The following is a 15949-nucleotide window of genomic DNA, read 5'->3' on the forward strand; positions in this document are numbered from 1 at the left end:
GAGATCGTCGGCATCAAGCCCACCGTCAAGACCACCTGCACCGGTGTGGAAATGTTCCGCAAGCTGCTGGACCAGGGTCAGGCCGGTGACAACGTTGGCGTGCTGCTGCGCGGCACCAAGCGTGAAGACGTCGAGCGCGGCCAAGTGCTGTGCAAGCCGGGTTCGATCACCCCGCACACCCACTTCACGGGCGAGATCTACGTTCTGTCGAAGGAAGAGGGCGGCCGTCACACCCCGTTCTTCAACAACTACCGTCCGCAGTTCTACTTCCGTACCACGGACGTGACCGGTTCGATCTCGCTGCCAGAGGGTACCGAGATGGTCATGCCGGGCGACAACGTGTCGATCACCGTCAAGCTGATCGCCCCGATCGCCATGGAAGAAGGTCTGCGCTTCGCGATCCGCGAAGGTGGCCGTACCGTCGGCGCCGGCGTCGTCGCCAAGATCATCGAGTAAGTCTCGCTGGTCGATGCAGGGCGCATCCAAGTGGGTGCGCCTTGTAGTCTCTGCTGCAGGGGTATAGCTCAATTGGCAGAGCGTCGGTCTCCAAAACCGAAGGTTGGGGGTTCGATTCCCTCTGCCCCTGCCATAATTTTCCGGGTGCTTTTCCGCAATGGCCGATAAGTTGAAGTTCGCGCTGGCTCTGGCTCTGCTGGCAGCCGGCGTTGTCGGCTTCTATCTGCTTTCCGAGCAACCGCTCGTGTTGCGCGTGCTGTCTGTCCTTGCGGGCGTGGCAGCGGGCGTTGCCGTCGCATGGTTCTCCGAGCTGGGTCGCCGTTTCGTCGAGTTCGCGCGCGAGGCAATCACCGAAACCAAGAAAGTCGTCTGGCCGAGCCGCAAGGAAACGGTTCAGACGACCGGTCTCGTGTTTGCCTTCGTCGTCGTGATGGCGATTTTCCTTTGGCTGACCGACAAGAGCCTGGAATGGGTTCTGTACGATCTCGTTCTGGGTTGGAAGTGATATGACGAAGCGTTGGTACGTGGTGCATGCCTATTCCGGCTTCGAGAAGTCGGTGCAGCGCGCGCTCATCGAGCGCGTGAATCGTGCGGGTATGCAGGATTCCTTCGGCCAGATCCTGGTTCCGGTCGAAGAGGTCGTCGAGATGAAGGGCGGCCAGAAAAGCATTACCGAGCGCAAGTTCTTCCCGGGCTACGTTCTCGTCGAGATGGAAATGAACGACGAGTCCTGGCATCTGGTGAAGTCGACGCCCAAGGTGACCGGTTTCGTGGGTGGTACGGCCAACAAGCCGGCCCCGATCTCCGAGAAGGAGGTCGAGAAGATCATGCAGCAGATGCAGGACGGCGTCGACAAGCCGCGTCCCAAGGTGCTGTTCGAGATCGGCGAAGTGGTGCGCGTCAAGGAAGGCCCGTTCACGGACTTCCATGGCTCGGTGGAAGATGCGAATTACGAGAAGAACAAGCTGCGCGTTTCGGTGACCATTTTCGGTCGCGCGACGCCGGTTGAACTGGATTTCACCCAGGTCGAAAAGACCTGAGTGCAAGAGCGGCAGGCCGAATGGCCTGCCGTAGCCCGTTGACGCGCGAATGTGTGGCGGCGGGCGCGAATCGCGAGGAGCACCGGGAAAGTCCGGTGCGCTAGCACTCATCACAGGAGCAAGCCGCAATGGCAAAGAAAATCATTGGCTACATCAAGCTGCAGGTGCCGGCCGGCAAGGCCAACCCCAGCCCCCCGATCGGTCCGGCGCTGGGTCAGCGCGGCCTGAACATCATGGAGTTCTGCAAGGCCTTCAATGCCAAGACTCAGGGCATGGAGCCGGGTCTGCCGATTCCGGTGGTGATCACCGCCTTCGCCGACAAGTCCTTCACCTTCATCATGAAGACGCCGCCGGCGACCGTGCTGATCAAGAAGGCTGCCGGTCTGCAGAAGGGTTCGGCCAAGCCGCACACCGACAAGGTGGGCTCGCTGACCCGCGCCCAGGTCGAGGAAATCGCGAAGGCCAAGATGCCTGACCTGACCGCTGCCGACATGGATGCTGCCGTGCGCACGATCGCTGGTTCCGCCCGCAGCATGGGCATCACTGTGGAGGGCCTGTAATCATGGCGAAACTGTCCAAGCGAGTTCAGGCGCTGCGCGCCAAGGTTGACCGCAACCAGGCTTATCCCGTCGCCGAAGCGCTGGCGCTGGTGAAGGAATGTGCCACCGCCAAGTTCGACGAGTCGATCGATATCGCCGTGAACCTCGGTGTTGATGCACGCAAGTCCGACCAGGTCGTGCGTGGTTCCGTGGTGCTGCCCGCCGGCACCGGCAAGAGTGTGCGTGTGGCCGTGTTCGCCCAGGGCGACAAGGCTGAAGCCGCGCGTGCCGCAGGTGCGGAAGTGGTTGGCTTCGACGACCTCGCCGAGCAAGTCAAGGCCGGCAACCTGAACTTCGACGTCTGCATCGCGACTCCGGACGCCATGCGCGTGGTCGGTCAACTGGGCCAGATTCTCGGTCCTCGCGGCCTGATGCCGAACCCCAAGGTCGGCACCGTGACCATGGATGTTGCCACCGCGGTGAAGAACGCCAAGGCCGGTCAGGTTCAATACCGTACCGACAAGGCGGGCCTCGTTCACGCCACTATCGGTCGCGCCTCCTTCGGCGTCGATGCGCTGCAGCAGAACCTGTCCGCCTTCATCGATGCGCTGGTCAAGGCCAAGCCGGCTGCGGCCAAGGGTATCTATCTGCGTCGCATCGCTGTGTCGAGCACCATGGGTGCCGGCGTGCGCGTCGAACCGAGCAGCGTCAACGCCGCTTGATGATGTACTCGCCGCCAGTCGATCAGGCGGCGGCAACAGAACTTTGGGCCGTGCCGACGTTTCGACGTCGGTACGGATCGTCAAAGACCGCAGGTGCGGAAGGGGTTGTCGACCAACCGTCTAATCGTCCGCTGACGGCCTGCGCAGATGGTGTGCCCAGAACAGGATTATGGCTGTGATACAGCCCCGCTCCTGATCCAGGTCGCCGTGGGTGCGAATCGCGCTGTTTGCGGTTCGCGTGTTGACTTGATAGGAGGAAAGACCTGTGGGTCTCAATCTTGATGACAAGAAAGCCGTAGTGGCTGAGGTGTCGGCACAGGTGGCCAATGCCCAGACGATCGCGGTAGCCGAGTATCGCGGCATCGAGGTGGGTGATCTCACCGTGCTGCGCGCCAAGGCTCGCGACGCTGGTGTTTACCTGCGCGTGCTGAAGAACACCCTGGTCCGTCGTGCGATCGCCGGTACCCCGTTCGAGGGTCTGGCCGATCAACTGACCGGTCCGCTGATCTATGGCATCTCGACCGATCCGGTCGCTGCTGCCAAGGTGCTGAACGACTTCGCCAAGGGCAACGACAAGCTGTCGCTGAAGGCCGGTTCCTACGCGGGCAAGACGCTCGACAAGGCCGGCGTGCAGGCGCTCGCTTCGATCCCGAGCCGCGAAGAGCTGCTGTCGACCCTGCTGGGTGTCATGCAGGCGCCGGTGTCGGGCTTCGCCTGCGCCATGGCCGCTCTCGCCAAGAAGCGCGAAGAAGAAGCCGCTGCCTGAGCGCGGTGATCTTCGACCAGTTCGCACAAGCAATCTGAACATTCTAGATTTTTGGAGTTTTTGAAATGGCAATCACCAAAGAAGACATCCTCGAAGCCGTTGGCGCGATGACCGTTATGGAACTGAACGACCTGGTCAAGGCGTTCGAAGAGAAGTTCGGCGTGTCCGCCGCTGCCATGGCCGTCGCCGCCCCGGGTGCTGGCGCTGCCGCTCCGGCCGCCGAAGAGAAGACCGAGTTCGACGTCGTGCTGACCGCTGCCGGCGAAAAGAAGGTCGAGGTCATCAAGGTCGTCCGCGCCGCCACCGGCCTGGGTCTGAAGGAAGCGAAGGATCTGGTCGACGGCGCGCCGAAGACCGTGAAGGAAGGCGCTTCGAAGGCCGACGCCGACGCGCTGAAGAAGCAGCTGGAAGACGCTGGCGCCAAGGTCGAAATCAAGTAACATTCGACTTTCCAGCGGGGCTGGCACTCTCAGGAGTGCCAGCCCTTTCGTGCTTTGTATCGAAGCTTGCGTGCCAATCTGGGCAGGCAAGTGGAATCCGAAGCCAGAGCAGAGCGTTTGCGAGCCGCAATGCGGCCTGATGTCATGCGGACGCTGTGTTCTGTCTTTCCGATGTTAGCCCTCTAGCCGGAGCATCCATGGCGTATTCCTACACTGAAAAGAAACGTATCCGCAAGAGCTTCGCCAAGCGCGCGGCCGTGCTCGATGCGCCTTTCCTGCTCGCCACCCAGATCGAGTCGTTTGCCGAGTTCCTGCAGGCCGAAACCCTGCCGGAAGCAAGGCGCAACCAGGGCCTGCAGGCGGCCTTCACCTCGATCTTCCCGATCTCGAGTCACAGCGGCAATGCGCGGCTCGAGTTCGTCCAGTACATGCTGGGCGAGCCTGCCTTCGACGTGAAGGAGTGTCAGCAGCGCGGTCTCACGTTCGCGTCGCCGCTGCGCGCGCGCGTGCGCCTCGTGATCATGGATCGCGAAGCGCCGAAGGAGACCATCAAGGAGGTCAAGGAGCAGGAAGTCTACATGGGCGAGATTCCGCTCATGACCACGACCGGTTCCTTCGTCATCAACGGTACCGAACGCGTCATCGTCTCGCAGCTGCACCGTTCGCCGGGCGTGTTCTTCGAGCACGACCGTGGCAAGACCCATTCGTCGGGCAAGCTGCTGTTCTCGGCTCGCATCATTCCCTACCGCGGATCGTGGCTCGACTTCGAGTTCGACCCGAAGGATTACCTGTATTTCCGCGTTGACCGTCGTCGCAAGATGCCGGTCACGATCCTGCTGCGCGCCATCGGCATGACGCCGGAAGAGATCCTCGCGACCTTCCACGACTTCGACAACTTCCATCTGCAGGGTGACGGCGCGCAGTTTGAGCTCGTGCCCGACCGCCTGCGTGGCGAGGTGGCGCGTTTCGACATCGTCACCCCTGATGGCAAGATCATCGTCGCGCGTGACAAGCGCATCACGTCCAAGCACATCCGCGAGATCGACCAGGCCGGCGTGAAGACCATCGGCGTGCCCGACGATTTCGTGCTCGGCCGCGTGATCGCCAACGACATCGCCGACCCCGAGACCGGTGAGGTGCTGGCGCGCGCCAACGACGAGATCACCGAGGACCTGCTCGACAAGCTGCGCACCGCCGGCGTTACCGAGCTGCGCACGCTGTACATCAACGACCTGGATCGCGGCGGCTACATCTCGCAGACCCTGCGCATTGACGAGACCGCCGACCAGTGGGCGGCCAAGGTCGCGATCTATCGCATGATGCGTCCGGGCGAGCCGCCCACCGAAGACGCGGTCGAGGGCCTGTTCAACGGCCTGTTCTACGCCGAGGAGCGTTACGACCTGTCGTCCGTGGGCCGCATGAAGTTCAATCGCCGCGCCTATCCCGAGAAGATCGACGACAAGGCGCCGGGCTGGCTCAAGCGCTTCTATGAGCGCGTCGGCGCCCAGGGTGAAGACGGCCCGGGCGTGCTGGTCAATGAAGACATCTTGGCCGTCATCGGCGTGCTGGTGGAACTGCGCAACGGTCGCGGCGAGATCGACGACATCGACCACCTCGGCAACCGCCGCGTGCGTTCGGTCGGCGAACTGGCCGAGAACCAGTTCCGCGCCGGCCTGGTGCGCGTCGAGCGCGCCGTCAAGGAACGTCTGTCGCAGGCCGAGTCCGACAACCTGATGCCGCACGACCTGATCAACGCCAAGCCGATCTCGGCCGCGATCAAGGAGTTCTTCGGCTCCAGCCAGCTGTCGCAGTTCATGGACCAGACCAACCCGCTGTCCGAGATCACGCACAAGCGTCGTGTCTCGGCACTGGGCCCGGGTGGCCTGACCCGAGAGCGCGCCGGCTTCGAAGTGCGCGACGTGCATCCGACCCACTACGGCCGCGTGTGCCCGATCGAGACACCGGAAGGTCCGAACATCGGCCTGATCAACTCGCTCGCCGTTTATGCGCGCACCAACCGCCATGGCTTCCTCGAGACGCCTTATCGCAAGGTGGTCGACGGCAAGGTCACCGACCAGATCGACTTCCTGTCCGCGATCGAGGAAGGCCAGTACGTGATCGCCCAGGCGAACGCCGAGATCGACGCCGCCGGCATGCTGGCAGGCGACCTGGTGTCGTGCCGCCACAAGGGTGAATTCCTGCTGGCGACCTCGGACATGGTTCAGTACATGGACGTTGCGCCGGGCCAGATCGTGTCGGTCGCCGCCTCGCTGATTCCGTTCCTGGAACACGACGACGCGAACCGCGCACTGATGGGCGCCAACATGCAGCGCCAGGCCGTGCCTTGCCTGCGTCCGGAGAAGCCGCTGGTCGGTACCGGCATCGAGCGCCGCGTGGCGGTCGACTCGGGTACCGCGGTGCAGGCCACGCGTGGCGGCATCGTCGATTACGTCGATGCGAACCGTATCGTGGTGCGGGTGAACGACGACGAGACCCTCGCGGGTGAAGTCGGCGTCGACATCTACAACATGATCAAGTACACCCGTTCGAACCAGAACACCAACATCAACCAGCGTCCGGTGGTGAAGGTGGGCGATCGCATCGCGAAGGGCGACGTCGTGGCCGATGGCGCCTCGACCGACCTCGGCGAACTCGCACTGGGCCAGAACATGCTGGTCGGCTTCATGCCGTGGAACGGCTACAACTTCGAAGACTCGATCCTGATCTCCGAACGCGTGGTCGCCGACGACCGCTTCACCTCGATCCACGTCGAGGAGCTGACGGTCGTCGCCCGTGATACCAAGCTCGGACCCGAGGAAATCACCCGTGACATCGCGTCGCTGGGCGAGGCGCAGCTGTCGCGCCTGGACGAGTCGGGCATCGTCTACATCGGCGCCGAGGTCGAAGCGGGCGACGTGCTGGTGGGCAAGGTCACGCCGAAGGGCGAGACCCAGCTGACGCCGGAAGAAAAGCTGCTGCGCGCGATCTTCGGCGAGAAGGCGTCCGACGTGAAGGACACCTCGCTGCGCGTGCCCTCGGGCATGGTCGGTACCGTCATCGACGTGCAGGTCTTCACCCGCGAAGGCATCGAGCGCGACAAGCGCGCGCAGTCGATCATCGACGACCAGCTGCGCAGCTTCAAGACCGACCTTGCTGACCAGATGCGCATCGTCGAGCGCGACGCTTTCGCCCGTATCAAGCGCATGATCCTGGGCCAGAAGGCCAACGGTGGTCCGAAGAAGCTCGCCAAGGGCGCGGTGCTGACCGAGGAGTACCTCGACTCGCTCGAGTTCTACCACTGGTTCGACATCCGCATGGCCGACGAGACCCTGGCGACCCAGCTCGAGGCCGTTCGTGAAGGTCTGGAGAACACTCGCAAGGACTTCGACCAGGCCTTCGAGATCAAGAAGAAGAAGCTCACCCAGGGTGACGAGCTGCCCCCGGGTGTGCAGAAGATGGTCAAGGTGTACCTGGCCGTGAAGCGTCGCCTGCAGCCGGGTGACAAGATGGCCGGCCGTCACGGTAACAAGGGTGTGGTGTCGAAGATCGTTCCGGTCGAGGACATGCCCTACATGGAAGACGGCACGCCGCTGGACATCGTGCTGAACCCGCTGGGCGTTCCGTCACGGATGAACATCGGCCAGATCCTTGAAACCCACCTCGGCTGGGCGGCCAAGGGCCTCGGTCAGCAGATCGACAGGATGCTGCAGGCCAAGGCGTCGGCCGACGAGCTGCGCGGCTTCATGGACCAGATCTACAACGGCAGCGGCAAGTCGGAAGACATCGCCGGCCTCAGCGACGACGAAGTGCTGGACCTCGCCGGCAACCTGAAGAAGGGCGTGCCCTTCGCAACGCCGGTGTTCGATGGCGCGAAGGAGTCCGAGATCGAGCAGATGCTCGAGCTGGCCGGCCTGCCGGTCCGCGGTCAGGTCACGCTGTTCGATGGCCGCACCGGCGAGGCGTTCGAGCGCAAGGTGACGGTGGGCTACAAGCACGTGCTGAAGCTGCACCACCTGGTCGATGACAAGATGCACGCGCGTTCGACCGGTCCGTACTCGCTCGTCACCCAGCAGCCGCTGGGCGGCAAGGCGCAGTTCGGTGGCCAGCGCTTCGGTGAAATGGAAGTGTGGGCGCTGGAAGCGTACGGTGCGGCCTACACGCTGCAGGAAATGCTGACGGTCAAGTCCGATGACGTGACCGGCCGGACCAAGGTGTACGAAAACATCGTCAAGGGCGAGCACAAGATCGATTCCGGCATGCCGGAGTCCTTCAACGTGCTGGTGAAGGAAATCCGTTCGCTCGCGATCGACATCGATCTCGACCGCGAATAAGCGCATCCGATTCCTTCCCGATAACCCGCCTGCGATTGAATCCCGGGGCTGCCGCACACGATGCGGTGGCCCGGATGGAGTGATAGATGAAAAGCCTGCTCGCTGACCTGTTCAAGCAAACCCTGCCGAACGAGGAAGAGTTCGATGCGATCACCATCGGCCTCGCCTCGCCCGACAAGATCCGCACCTGGTCCTACGGCGAAGTCAAGAAGCCGGAAACCATCAACTACCGCACCTTCAAGCCGGAACGCGATGGCCTGTTCTGCGCCAAGATCTTTGGCCCGGTCAAGGACTACGAGTGCCTGTGCGGCAAGTACAAGCGCCTCAAGCATCGCGGCGTGATCTGCGAGAAGTGCGGCGTCGAAGTGACCCTATCGAAGGTGCGCCGCGAGCGCATGGGCCACATTGAGTTGGCCTCGCCGGTCGCCCACATCTGGTTCCTGAAGAGCCTGCCGAGCCGTCTCGGCATGGTGCTCGACATGACCCTGCGCGACATCGAGCGCGTGCTGTACTTCGAAGCCTTCGTCGTCGTCGAGCCGGGCATGACCCCGCTCAACCGCGCCCAACTGCTGACCGAAGACGACTACCTTGCCAAGGTCGAGGAGTACGGTGACGACTTCGACGCCGTGATGGGCGCCGAGGGTATCCGCGAACTGCTGCGCACCCTCGATGTGAACCTCGAGGTCGAGAAGCTGCGTGGCGACCTGGAGACGACGAACTCCGAAGCGAAGATTAAGAAGTTCTCGAAGCGCCTGAAGGTGCTCGAGGCCTTCCAGCAGTCCGGCATCAAGCCCGAGTGGATGGTGCTCGAAGTGCTGCCGGTGCTGCCGCCTGACCTGCGCCCGCTGGTGCCGCTGGATGGTGGCCGTTTCGCCACGTCCGACCTGAACGATCTGTATCGTCGCGTCATCAACCGCAACAACCGCCTCAAGCGCCTGCTCGAGCTGAAGGCGCCGGACATCATCGTGCGCAACGAAAAGCGCATGCTGCAGGAAGCCGTCGACTCGCTGCTCGACAACGGCCGCCGCGGCAAGGCCATGACCGGTGCCAACAAGCGCCCGCTGAAGTCCCTGGCCGACATGATCAAGGGCAAGGGCGGCCGCTTCCGTCAAAACCTGCTCGGCAAACGTGTCGACTACTCGGGCCGTTCGGTGATTACCGTGGGCCCCCAGCTCAAACTGCACCAGTGCGGCTTGCCCAAGCTGATGGCGCTCGAGCTGTTCAAGCCCTTCATCTTCAACAAGCTCGAGTTGATGGGGCTGGCCACGACCATCAAGCAGGCGAAGAAGATGGTGGAGTCGCAGGAGCCGGTGGTGTGGGACATCCTCGAAGAGGTGATCCGCGAGCATCCCGTGCTGCTGAACCGCGCGCCGACGCTGCACCGCCTCGGTATCCAGGCCTTCGAGCCGGTTCTTATCGAAGGCAAGGCGATCCAGTTGCACCCGCTGGTCTGCGTCGCGTTCAACGCCGACTTCGACGGCGACCAGATGGCCGTTCACGTCCCGCTGTCGCTCGAAGCGCAGATGGAAGCCCGCACGCTGATGCTGGCTTCCAACAACGTGCTGTCGCCCGCCAACGGCGAGCCGATCATCGTGCCGTCGCAGGACATCGTTCTCGGCCTGTACTACGCCACGCGTGAAGGCGTTAACGTGCCGGGCGAAGGCATGCTGTTCACCGACGTGTCGGAGGTCAAGCGCGCCTACGAATCCGGCCAGATCGCCCTGCATGCGCGCATCACCGTGCGCCTCAAGGAGGCTGACTTGGGTCCGAACGGCGAACGTATCGAGAAGATCGGCCGCTATGAGACGACCGCCGGCCGCGCCATCCTGTCGGAGATCCTGCCTGCGGGCCTGCCGTTCAGCGTCATTGACAAGCCGCTGAAGAAGAAGGAAATCTCCAAGCTGATCAACGCGTCCTTCCGCCGCTGCGGTCTGCGCGCGACGGTGATCTTCGCCGACCAGCTGATGCAGTTCGGCTACCGTCTCGCGACCCGCGCCGGTCTGTCGATCGCGGTCAAGGACATGCTGGTTCCCACGGCCAAGCACGAGCTCATCCGTGCCGCAGAAGCCGAGGTCAAGGAGATCGCTCAGCAATACACCTCGGGTCTCGTGACCGACGGTGAGCGCTACAACAAGGTCGTGGACATCTGGGGTCGCTGCGGCGATCAGGTTGCCAAGGCGATGATGGAGCAGCTTGGCTCCGAGGAAGTGGTCAACCGCGAAGGCAAGACCGTCCGCCAGGAGTCGTTCAACTCGATCTACATGATGGCCGACTCGGGCGCGCGCGGTTCTGCGGCGCAGATCCGCCAGCTCGCCGGCATGCGTGGCCTGATGGCCAAGCCGGACGGCTCGATCATCGAGACGCCGATCACGACGAACTTCCGCGAAGGCCTGAACGTTCTGCAGTACTTCATCTCGACCCACGGCGCCCGTAAGGGTCTGGCCGATACGGCGCTGAAGACCGCGAACTCGGGTTACCTGACGCGCCGTCTGGTCGACGTCACGCAGGATCTGGTGGTGATCGAGGACGACTGCGGCACGCGTGACGGCTTCGCGATGAAGGCGCTGATCGAAGGCGGTGAAGTGGTCGAGCCGCTGCGCGAGCGCATCCTGGGTCGCGTGACGGCCGAGGATGTCGTCAATCCGGACACCCAGGAGACGGTGATCGAAGCAGGCAGCCTGCTCGACGAGAATGCGGTCGACCTGATCGAGGGTCTGGGCGTCGACGAGGTCAAGGTGCGTACGCCGCTCACGTGCGAGACGCGCTACGGCCTGTGCGCCAAGTGCTATGGCCGTGACCTCGGCCGCGGCTCGATGGTAAACGCCGGCGAGGCGGTGGGCGTCATCGCCGCGCAGTCGATTGGCGAGCCGGGTACCCAGCTGACCATGCGTACCTTCCACGTCGGTGGTGCGGCCTCCCGGGCGGCGGCTGCCAGCGGCGTCGAAGCCAAGTCGGGCGGCACGATCCGCTTTGCCGGCAACATGCGCTACGTGTCCAACGCCAAGGGCGAGAAGGTCGTCATCGCGCGTTCGGCCGAAGTGGTGGTCGCCGACGACATGGGCCGCGAGCGCGAGCGTCACAAGCTGCCGTACGGTGCGCTGCTGCTGGTCGATGACGGTGCTGCCGTCAAGGCCGGCACCCAGCTGGCATCGTGGGACCCGCACACCCGCCCGATCGTGACCGAATACGCCGGTACGGTGAAGTTCGAGAACGTCGAGGAAGGTGCGACCGTTGCCAAGCAGATCGACGAAGTGACCGGTCTTTCCACGCTGGTCGTCATCGACTCGAAGCGCCGCTCGAGCACGGGCAGCACCAAGGGCGTGCGTCCGCAGGTCAAGCTGCTCGACGACAACGGCGAGGAAGTGAAGATCGCCGGCACGGATCACGCGGTGGCGATCACCTTCCAGGTTGGCTCGCTGATCACCGTGAAGGATGGCCAGCAGATCGGCGTCGGTGACATCCTGGCGCGCATCCCGCAGGAGTCGGCGAAGACCCGCGACATTACCGGTGGTCTGCCGCGCGTGGCGGAGTTGTTCGAAGCCCGTGCGCCGAAGGATGCCGGCATGCTGGCGGAGTACACCGGTACGGTTTCGTTCGGCAAGGAAACCAAGGGCAAGCAGCGTCTGGTCATCACCGAGCCGGACGGCACTGCCCACGAGTTCCTGATTCCGAAGGACAAGCACCTCATGGTCCACGATGGCCAGGTGGTGAACAAGGGCGAACTCATCGTCGACGGCCCGGCCGATCCGCATGACATCCTGCGCCTGCAGGGCATCAGCGAACTGGCCCGCTACATCATCGACGAGGTGCAGGACGTGTATCGCCTGCAGGGCGTGAAGATCAACGACAAGCACATCGAGGTGATCGTCCGCCAGATGCTGCGCCGCGTGGTCATCACCGATCCGGGCGATACCCGTTTCATCCGCGAGGAGCAGGTCGAGCGTTCGGAAGTGCTGGACGAGAACGACCGTATGGAAGCCGAAGGCAAGCTGCCGGCGCAGTACGAGAACGTGCTGCTCGGTATCACGAAGGCTTCCTTGTCGACCGACTCGTTCATCTCCGCCGCTTCGTTCCAGGAGACCACCCGCGTGCTGACCGAAGCGGCGATCATGGGCAAGCGCGACGAACTGCGCGGTCTGAAGGAGAACGTCATCGTCGGTCGCCTGATCCCTGCCGGTACGGGTCTTGCCTACCACCGCAGCCGAAAGGCACAGGAGCAGGGCGTCGATCTGGGTGCCGAGCATGCGTGGGCGCCCGCCGATACCGTGGTCGAAACGCAGCAGGACATCGAGGCCAGTTGACTTTTTCTGTCGTCTCGGAATAAACTCCGGCCTCTTTTTGTGGACTGACCAATCGTAGTCAGTCGCAGCCGGAATAATCCGCCCGAGGCGGCCCGTGGTGGGCTGCCTCGGTTTTTTGGGAAATTCTTAAGCTATGCCAACAATCAATCAGCTTGTCCGCAAGCCGCGCCAGATGGAAGCTTCGAAGAGCAAGGTTCCTGCGCTGGAAGCTTGTCCTCAGAAGCGTGGTGTGTGCACCCGCGTCTATACCACGACCCCGAAGAAGCCGAACTCGGCGCTGCGTAAGGTCGCCAAGGTTCGCCTGACCAACGGTTTCGAGGTCATCTCGTACATCGGTGGTGAAGGTCACAACCTTCAGGAGCACTCCGTGGTGCTGATCCGCGGCGGTCGTGTGAAGGACTTGCCGGGTGTGCGTTACCACATCGTTCGCGGCTCCCTCGATCTGCAGGGCGTCAAGGATCGTAAGCAGTCGCGCTCCAAGTACGGCGCGAAGCGTCCGAAGAAAGCCTGATTGTTGGCCAAAGAAATTTAGCGAGAGGTTGTCATGCCGCGTCGTCGTGAAGTACCCAAGCGCGAAGTCCTGCCGGATCCGAAGTTCGGTAACCAGGATGTTTCGAAGTTCATCAACGTGATCATGCAGTCGGGCAAGAAGTCCGTTGCGGAGCGCATCGTCTATGGTGCGTTCGATCACATCACCGCCAAGGCCAACAAGGATCCGCTGGAGGTTTTCGCTGCTGCTGTCGGCAACGTGAAGCCGGTGGTCGAGGTCAAGAGTCGTCGCGTCGGCGGCGCCAACTACCAGGTGCCGGTCGAAGTGCGTCCGTCGCGTCGCATGGCGCTGTCGATGCGCTGGCTGCGCGAAGCTGCGCGCAAGCGTGCCGAGAAGTCGATGGCTCAGCGTCTCGCGGGCGAACTGCTCGAGGCTGCCGAGGGTCGTGGTTCCGCCATGAAGAAGCGTGAAGAAGTTCACCGCATGGCCGAAGCCAACAAGGCGTTCTCGCACTTCCGCTTCTGATTCTGTTCGGTGGCGGTATCTCGGGCCCTGTACAGGGCTCGAGTGTTTTCTAACGCAAGAAATTCGTTGATCGCGTCAAAAGCGCGCATAACAGAAGGCAGGTAAAACGTGGCTCGCAAGACACCCATCGAGCGTTACCGCAATATCGGTATCTCCGCTCACATCGACGCCGGCAAGACGACTACGACCGAGCGTATCCTCTTCTACACCGGCGTGAGCCATAAGCTCGGTGAGGTGCATGATGGTGCAGCGACCACCGACTGGATGGTGCAGGAGCAGGAGCGTGGCATCACCATCACGTCGGCTGCCGTGACGTGTTTCTGGAAGGGCATGGACAACTCCCTCCCCGAGCACCGCTTCAACATCATCGACACCCCGGGACACGTCGACTTCACGATCGAGGTCGAGCGCTCGATGCGCGTCCTGGATGGCGCGTGCATGGTGTACTGCGCGGTCGGTGGCGTTCAGCCGCAGTCCGAGACTGTCTGGCGTCAGGCCACGAAGTACAAGGTGCCCCGTCTTGCGTTCGTCAACAAGATGGACCGCTCGGGCGCGAACTTCTTCAAGGTCGTCGATCAGATGAAGACTCGCCTCAAGGCGAATCCGGTGCCGGTCGTCGTGCCGATCGGGGCTGAGGACTCGTTCAAGGGTGTCATCGATCTGCTCAAGATGAAAGCAATCATCTGGGACGAAGCGTCCCAGGGTATGAAGTTCGAGTACCACGACATCCCCGCCGAGCTCGTCGGTGTGGCCGAGGAGTGGCGTGCGAACATGGTCGAGGCGGCTGCTGAAGCCAACGAAGACCTGATGAACAAGTATCTCGAGGAAGGTGAGCTGCCCGAAGAGGATGTGATCGCCGGCCTGCGTGCTCGCACTCTGGCGTGCGAGATCCAGCCGATGCTGTGCGGCACTGCGTTCAAGAACAAGGGTGTGCAGCGCATGCTCGATGCGGTCATCCAGTACCTGCCGTCGCCGATCGACATTCCGCCGGTCGCTGGTGTGGACGAGGACGAGAAGGAAGTGGTCCGCTACGCCAAGGACGACGAGAAGTTCTCGGCGCTGGCGTTCAAGCTCATGACCGACCCGTTCGTCGGCCAGCTGACTTTCATCCGCGTGTATTCGGGCGTACTGGAGTCCGGTTCGACCGTGTTGAACTCGGTGAAGGGCAAGAAGGAACGTATCGGCCGCATCCTGCAGATGCACGCCAATGACCGCGAAGAAATCAAGGAAGTGCTGGCGGGCGACATCGCAGCGGTGGTGGGCCTGAAGGATGTGACCACGGGTGAGACGCTGTGCGATCCGTCGGCGCCCGTCATCCTTGAGCGCATGGTCTTCCCGGATCCGGTGATTCACGTCGCCGTCGAGCCGAAGACCAAGGGCGATCAGGAGAAGATGGGTCTGGCGCTGGGTCGTCTGGCGGCCGAAGATCCGTCCTTCCGCGTGCGCACCGACGAAGAGTCGGGCCAGACGATCATCTCGGGGATGGGCGAACTGCACCTCGAGATCATCGTTGACCGCATGAAGCGGGAGTTCAACGTTGAAGCCAACGTCGGCGCGCCGCAGGTGGCGTACCGCGAAACGATCCGCAAGGCGGCGAACGACGTCGAAGGCAAGTTCGTCAAGCAGTCGGGTGGCCGCGGCCAGTATGGTCACGTCGTGATCAACCTCGAGCCGGCCGAACAGGGCAAGGGCTACGAGTTCGTTGATGCGGTCAAGGGTGGCGTAGTGCCGCGCGAGTACATCCCGGCGGTGGACAAGGGTATTCAGGAAACCCTCAACAACGGTATCCTCGCCGGCTTCCCGGTGGTTGATGTCAAGGTCACGCTGCACTTTGGTTCGTACCACGACGTGGATTCGAACGAAAACGCGTTCAAGATGGCCGGTTCGATGGCCTTCAAGGAAGCAATGCGCCGCGCCAGCCCCGTGCTGCTCGAGCCGATGATGGCTGTCGTCGTCGAGACGCCGGAAGACTACATGGGTAACGTCATGGGCGACCTTTCTGGTCGTCGTGGCATCGTTCAAGGTATGGACGACATCCCTGGCGGCATGAAGGAAATCAAGGCCGAGGTGCCGCTGGCCGAGATGTTCGGCTACGCTACCCAGTTGCGCTCGCTGACCCAGGGTCGCGCGACCTACTCGATGGAGTTCAAGCACTATGCTGAAGCTCCGAAGAGCGTTGCGGAAGCCGTCATCAGCAGCCGTAAGTAATCAATACACTCAACTCAAGGACTCACGAACATGGCAAAGGGTAAGTTTGAACGTACCAAGCCGCACGTGAACGTCGGCACCATCGGCCACGTTGACCACGGCAAGACCACGCTGACCGCGGCGATCACCAC

The 15949-nt window shown here is 62.7% G+C and carries 13 protein-coding genes and 1 tRNA gene; all 14 read left to right on the forward strand.

Features of this window, described 5'->3' with window-relative positions; genetic code table 11:
• A partial coding sequence (locus tag CGK74_RS16510; RefSeq protein ID WP_240498765.1) for an EF-Tu C-terminal domain-related protein occupies positions 1 to 456 on the forward strand: 456 nt, incomplete at its 5' end.
• Positions 457 to 513: 57 nt separating this feature from the next.
• Positions 514 to 589, forward strand: a tRNA-Trp gene (locus CGK74_RS16515).
• A 24-nt stretch (positions 590 to 613) separates the two neighbouring features.
• Entirely contained in the window at positions 614 to 961 is a 348-nt protein-coding gene (gene secE / locus CGK74_RS16520; RefSeq protein WP_094269512.1) for a preprotein translocase subunit SecE, read from the forward strand.
• A gap of 1 nt (position 962) precedes the next feature.
• Positions 963 to 1496, forward strand: a complete 534-nt coding sequence (gene nusG, locus CGK74_RS16525) for a transcription termination/antitermination protein NusG (RefSeq protein ID WP_094269513.1) — start codon at positions 963 to 965, stop codon at positions 1494 to 1496.
• A gap of 128 nt (positions 1497 to 1624) precedes the next feature.
• Positions 1625 to 2056, forward strand: coding sequence for a 50S ribosomal protein L11 (rplK, locus tag CGK74_RS16530; protein WP_004258147.1), 432 nt, complete (start codon positions 1625 to 1627; stop codon positions 2054 to 2056).
• Between the two features lie 2 nt (positions 2057 to 2058).
• Positions 2059 to 2757 (forward strand): 50S ribosomal protein L1, encoded by a 699-nt coding sequence (gene rplA / locus CGK74_RS16535; protein WP_094269514.1) that lies wholly within the window; start codon positions 2059 to 2061, stop codon positions 2755 to 2757.
• A 265-nt stretch (positions 2758 to 3022) separates the two neighbouring features.
• A complete protein-coding gene (gene rplJ / locus CGK74_RS16540) occupies positions 3023 to 3523 on the forward strand; it encodes a 50S ribosomal protein L10 (RefSeq protein WP_094269515.1) in 501 nt (166 codons plus the stop codon).
• A 65-nt stretch (positions 3524 to 3588) separates the two neighbouring features.
• On the forward strand, positions 3589 to 3963 hold the full coding sequence (gene rplL, locus CGK74_RS16545; protein ID WP_094269516.1) for a 50S ribosomal protein L7/L12: 375 nt from the start codon (positions 3589 to 3591) through the stop codon (positions 3961 to 3963).
• Positions 3964 to 4160: 197 nt separating this feature from the next.
• Positions 4161 to 8294: a DNA-directed RNA polymerase subunit beta gene (gene rpoB / locus CGK74_RS16550; protein ID WP_094269517.1), complete on the forward strand. Its 4134-nt coding sequence runs from the start codon at positions 4161 to 4163 to the stop codon at positions 8292 to 8294.
• A gap of 86 nt (positions 8295 to 8380) precedes the next feature.
• On the forward strand, positions 8381 to 12595 hold the full coding sequence (gene rpoC, locus CGK74_RS16555) for a DNA-directed RNA polymerase subunit beta' (RefSeq protein WP_094269518.1): 4215 nt from the start codon (positions 8381 to 8383) through the stop codon (positions 12593 to 12595).
• 133 nt (positions 12596 to 12728) lie between these two features.
• Entirely contained in the window at positions 12729 to 13106 is a 378-nt protein-coding gene (gene rpsL / locus CGK74_RS16560) for a 30S ribosomal protein S12 (protein WP_004258162.1), read from the forward strand.
• Between the two features lie 33 nt (positions 13107 to 13139).
• Positions 13140 to 13610, forward strand: a complete 471-nt coding sequence (gene rpsG, locus CGK74_RS16565) for a 30S ribosomal protein S7 (protein ID WP_094269519.1) — start codon at positions 13140 to 13142, stop codon at positions 13608 to 13610.
• 108 nt (positions 13611 to 13718) lie between these two features.
• Positions 13719 to 15818 carry an elongation factor G gene (gene fusA / locus CGK74_RS16570; RefSeq protein ID WP_094269520.1) on the forward strand — a complete coding sequence of 700 codons (2100 nt, stop codon included), beginning with the start codon at positions 13719 to 13721 and terminating at the stop codon, positions 15816 to 15818.
• Positions 15819 to 15848: 30 nt separating this feature from the next.
• A partial coding sequence (locus CGK74_RS16575; protein WP_033456734.1) for a GTP-binding protein occupies positions 15849 to 15949 on the forward strand: 101 nt, incomplete at its 3' end.

This window comes from Thauera propionica, assembly GCF_002245655.1.
Classification (GTDB): domain Bacteria; phylum Pseudomonadota; class Gammaproteobacteria; order Burkholderiales; family Rhodocyclaceae; genus Thauera; species Thauera propionica.

Bases quoted from the DNA above. Each gene is read 5' to 3' on its own strand.
- rpoB (WP_094269517.1), top strand. From the start codon at position 4,161: ATGGCGTATTCCTACACTGAAAAGAAACGTATCCGCAAGAGCTTCGCC.
- rpoC (WP_094269518.1), top strand. From the start codon at position 8,381: ATGAAAAGCCTGCTCGCTGACCTGTTCAAGCAAACCCTGCCGAACGAG.
- rplL (WP_094269516.1), top strand. From the start codon at position 3,589: ATGGCAATCACCAAAGAAGACATCCTCGAAGCCGTTGGCGCGATGACC.
- rplK (WP_004258147.1), top strand. From the start codon at position 1,625: ATGGCAAAGAAAATCATTGGCTACATCAAGCTGCAGGTGCCGGCCGGC.
- secE (WP_094269512.1), top strand. From the start codon at position 614: ATGGCCGATAAGTTGAAGTTCGCGCTGGCTCTGGCTCTGCTGGCAGCC.
- rpsG (WP_094269519.1), top strand. From the start codon at position 13,140: ATGCCGCGTCGTCGTGAAGTACCCAAGCGCGAAGTCCTGCCGGATCCG.
- rplA (WP_094269514.1), top strand. From the start codon at position 2,059: ATGGCGAAACTGTCCAAGCGAGTTCAGGCGCTGCGCGCCAAGGTTGAC.
- nusG (WP_094269513.1), top strand. From the start codon at position 963: ATGACGAAGCGTTGGTACGTGGTGCATGCCTATTCCGGCTTCGAGAAG.
- rpsL (WP_004258162.1), top strand. From the start codon at position 12,729: ATGCCAACAATCAATCAGCTTGTCCGCAAGCCGCGCCAGATGGAAGCT.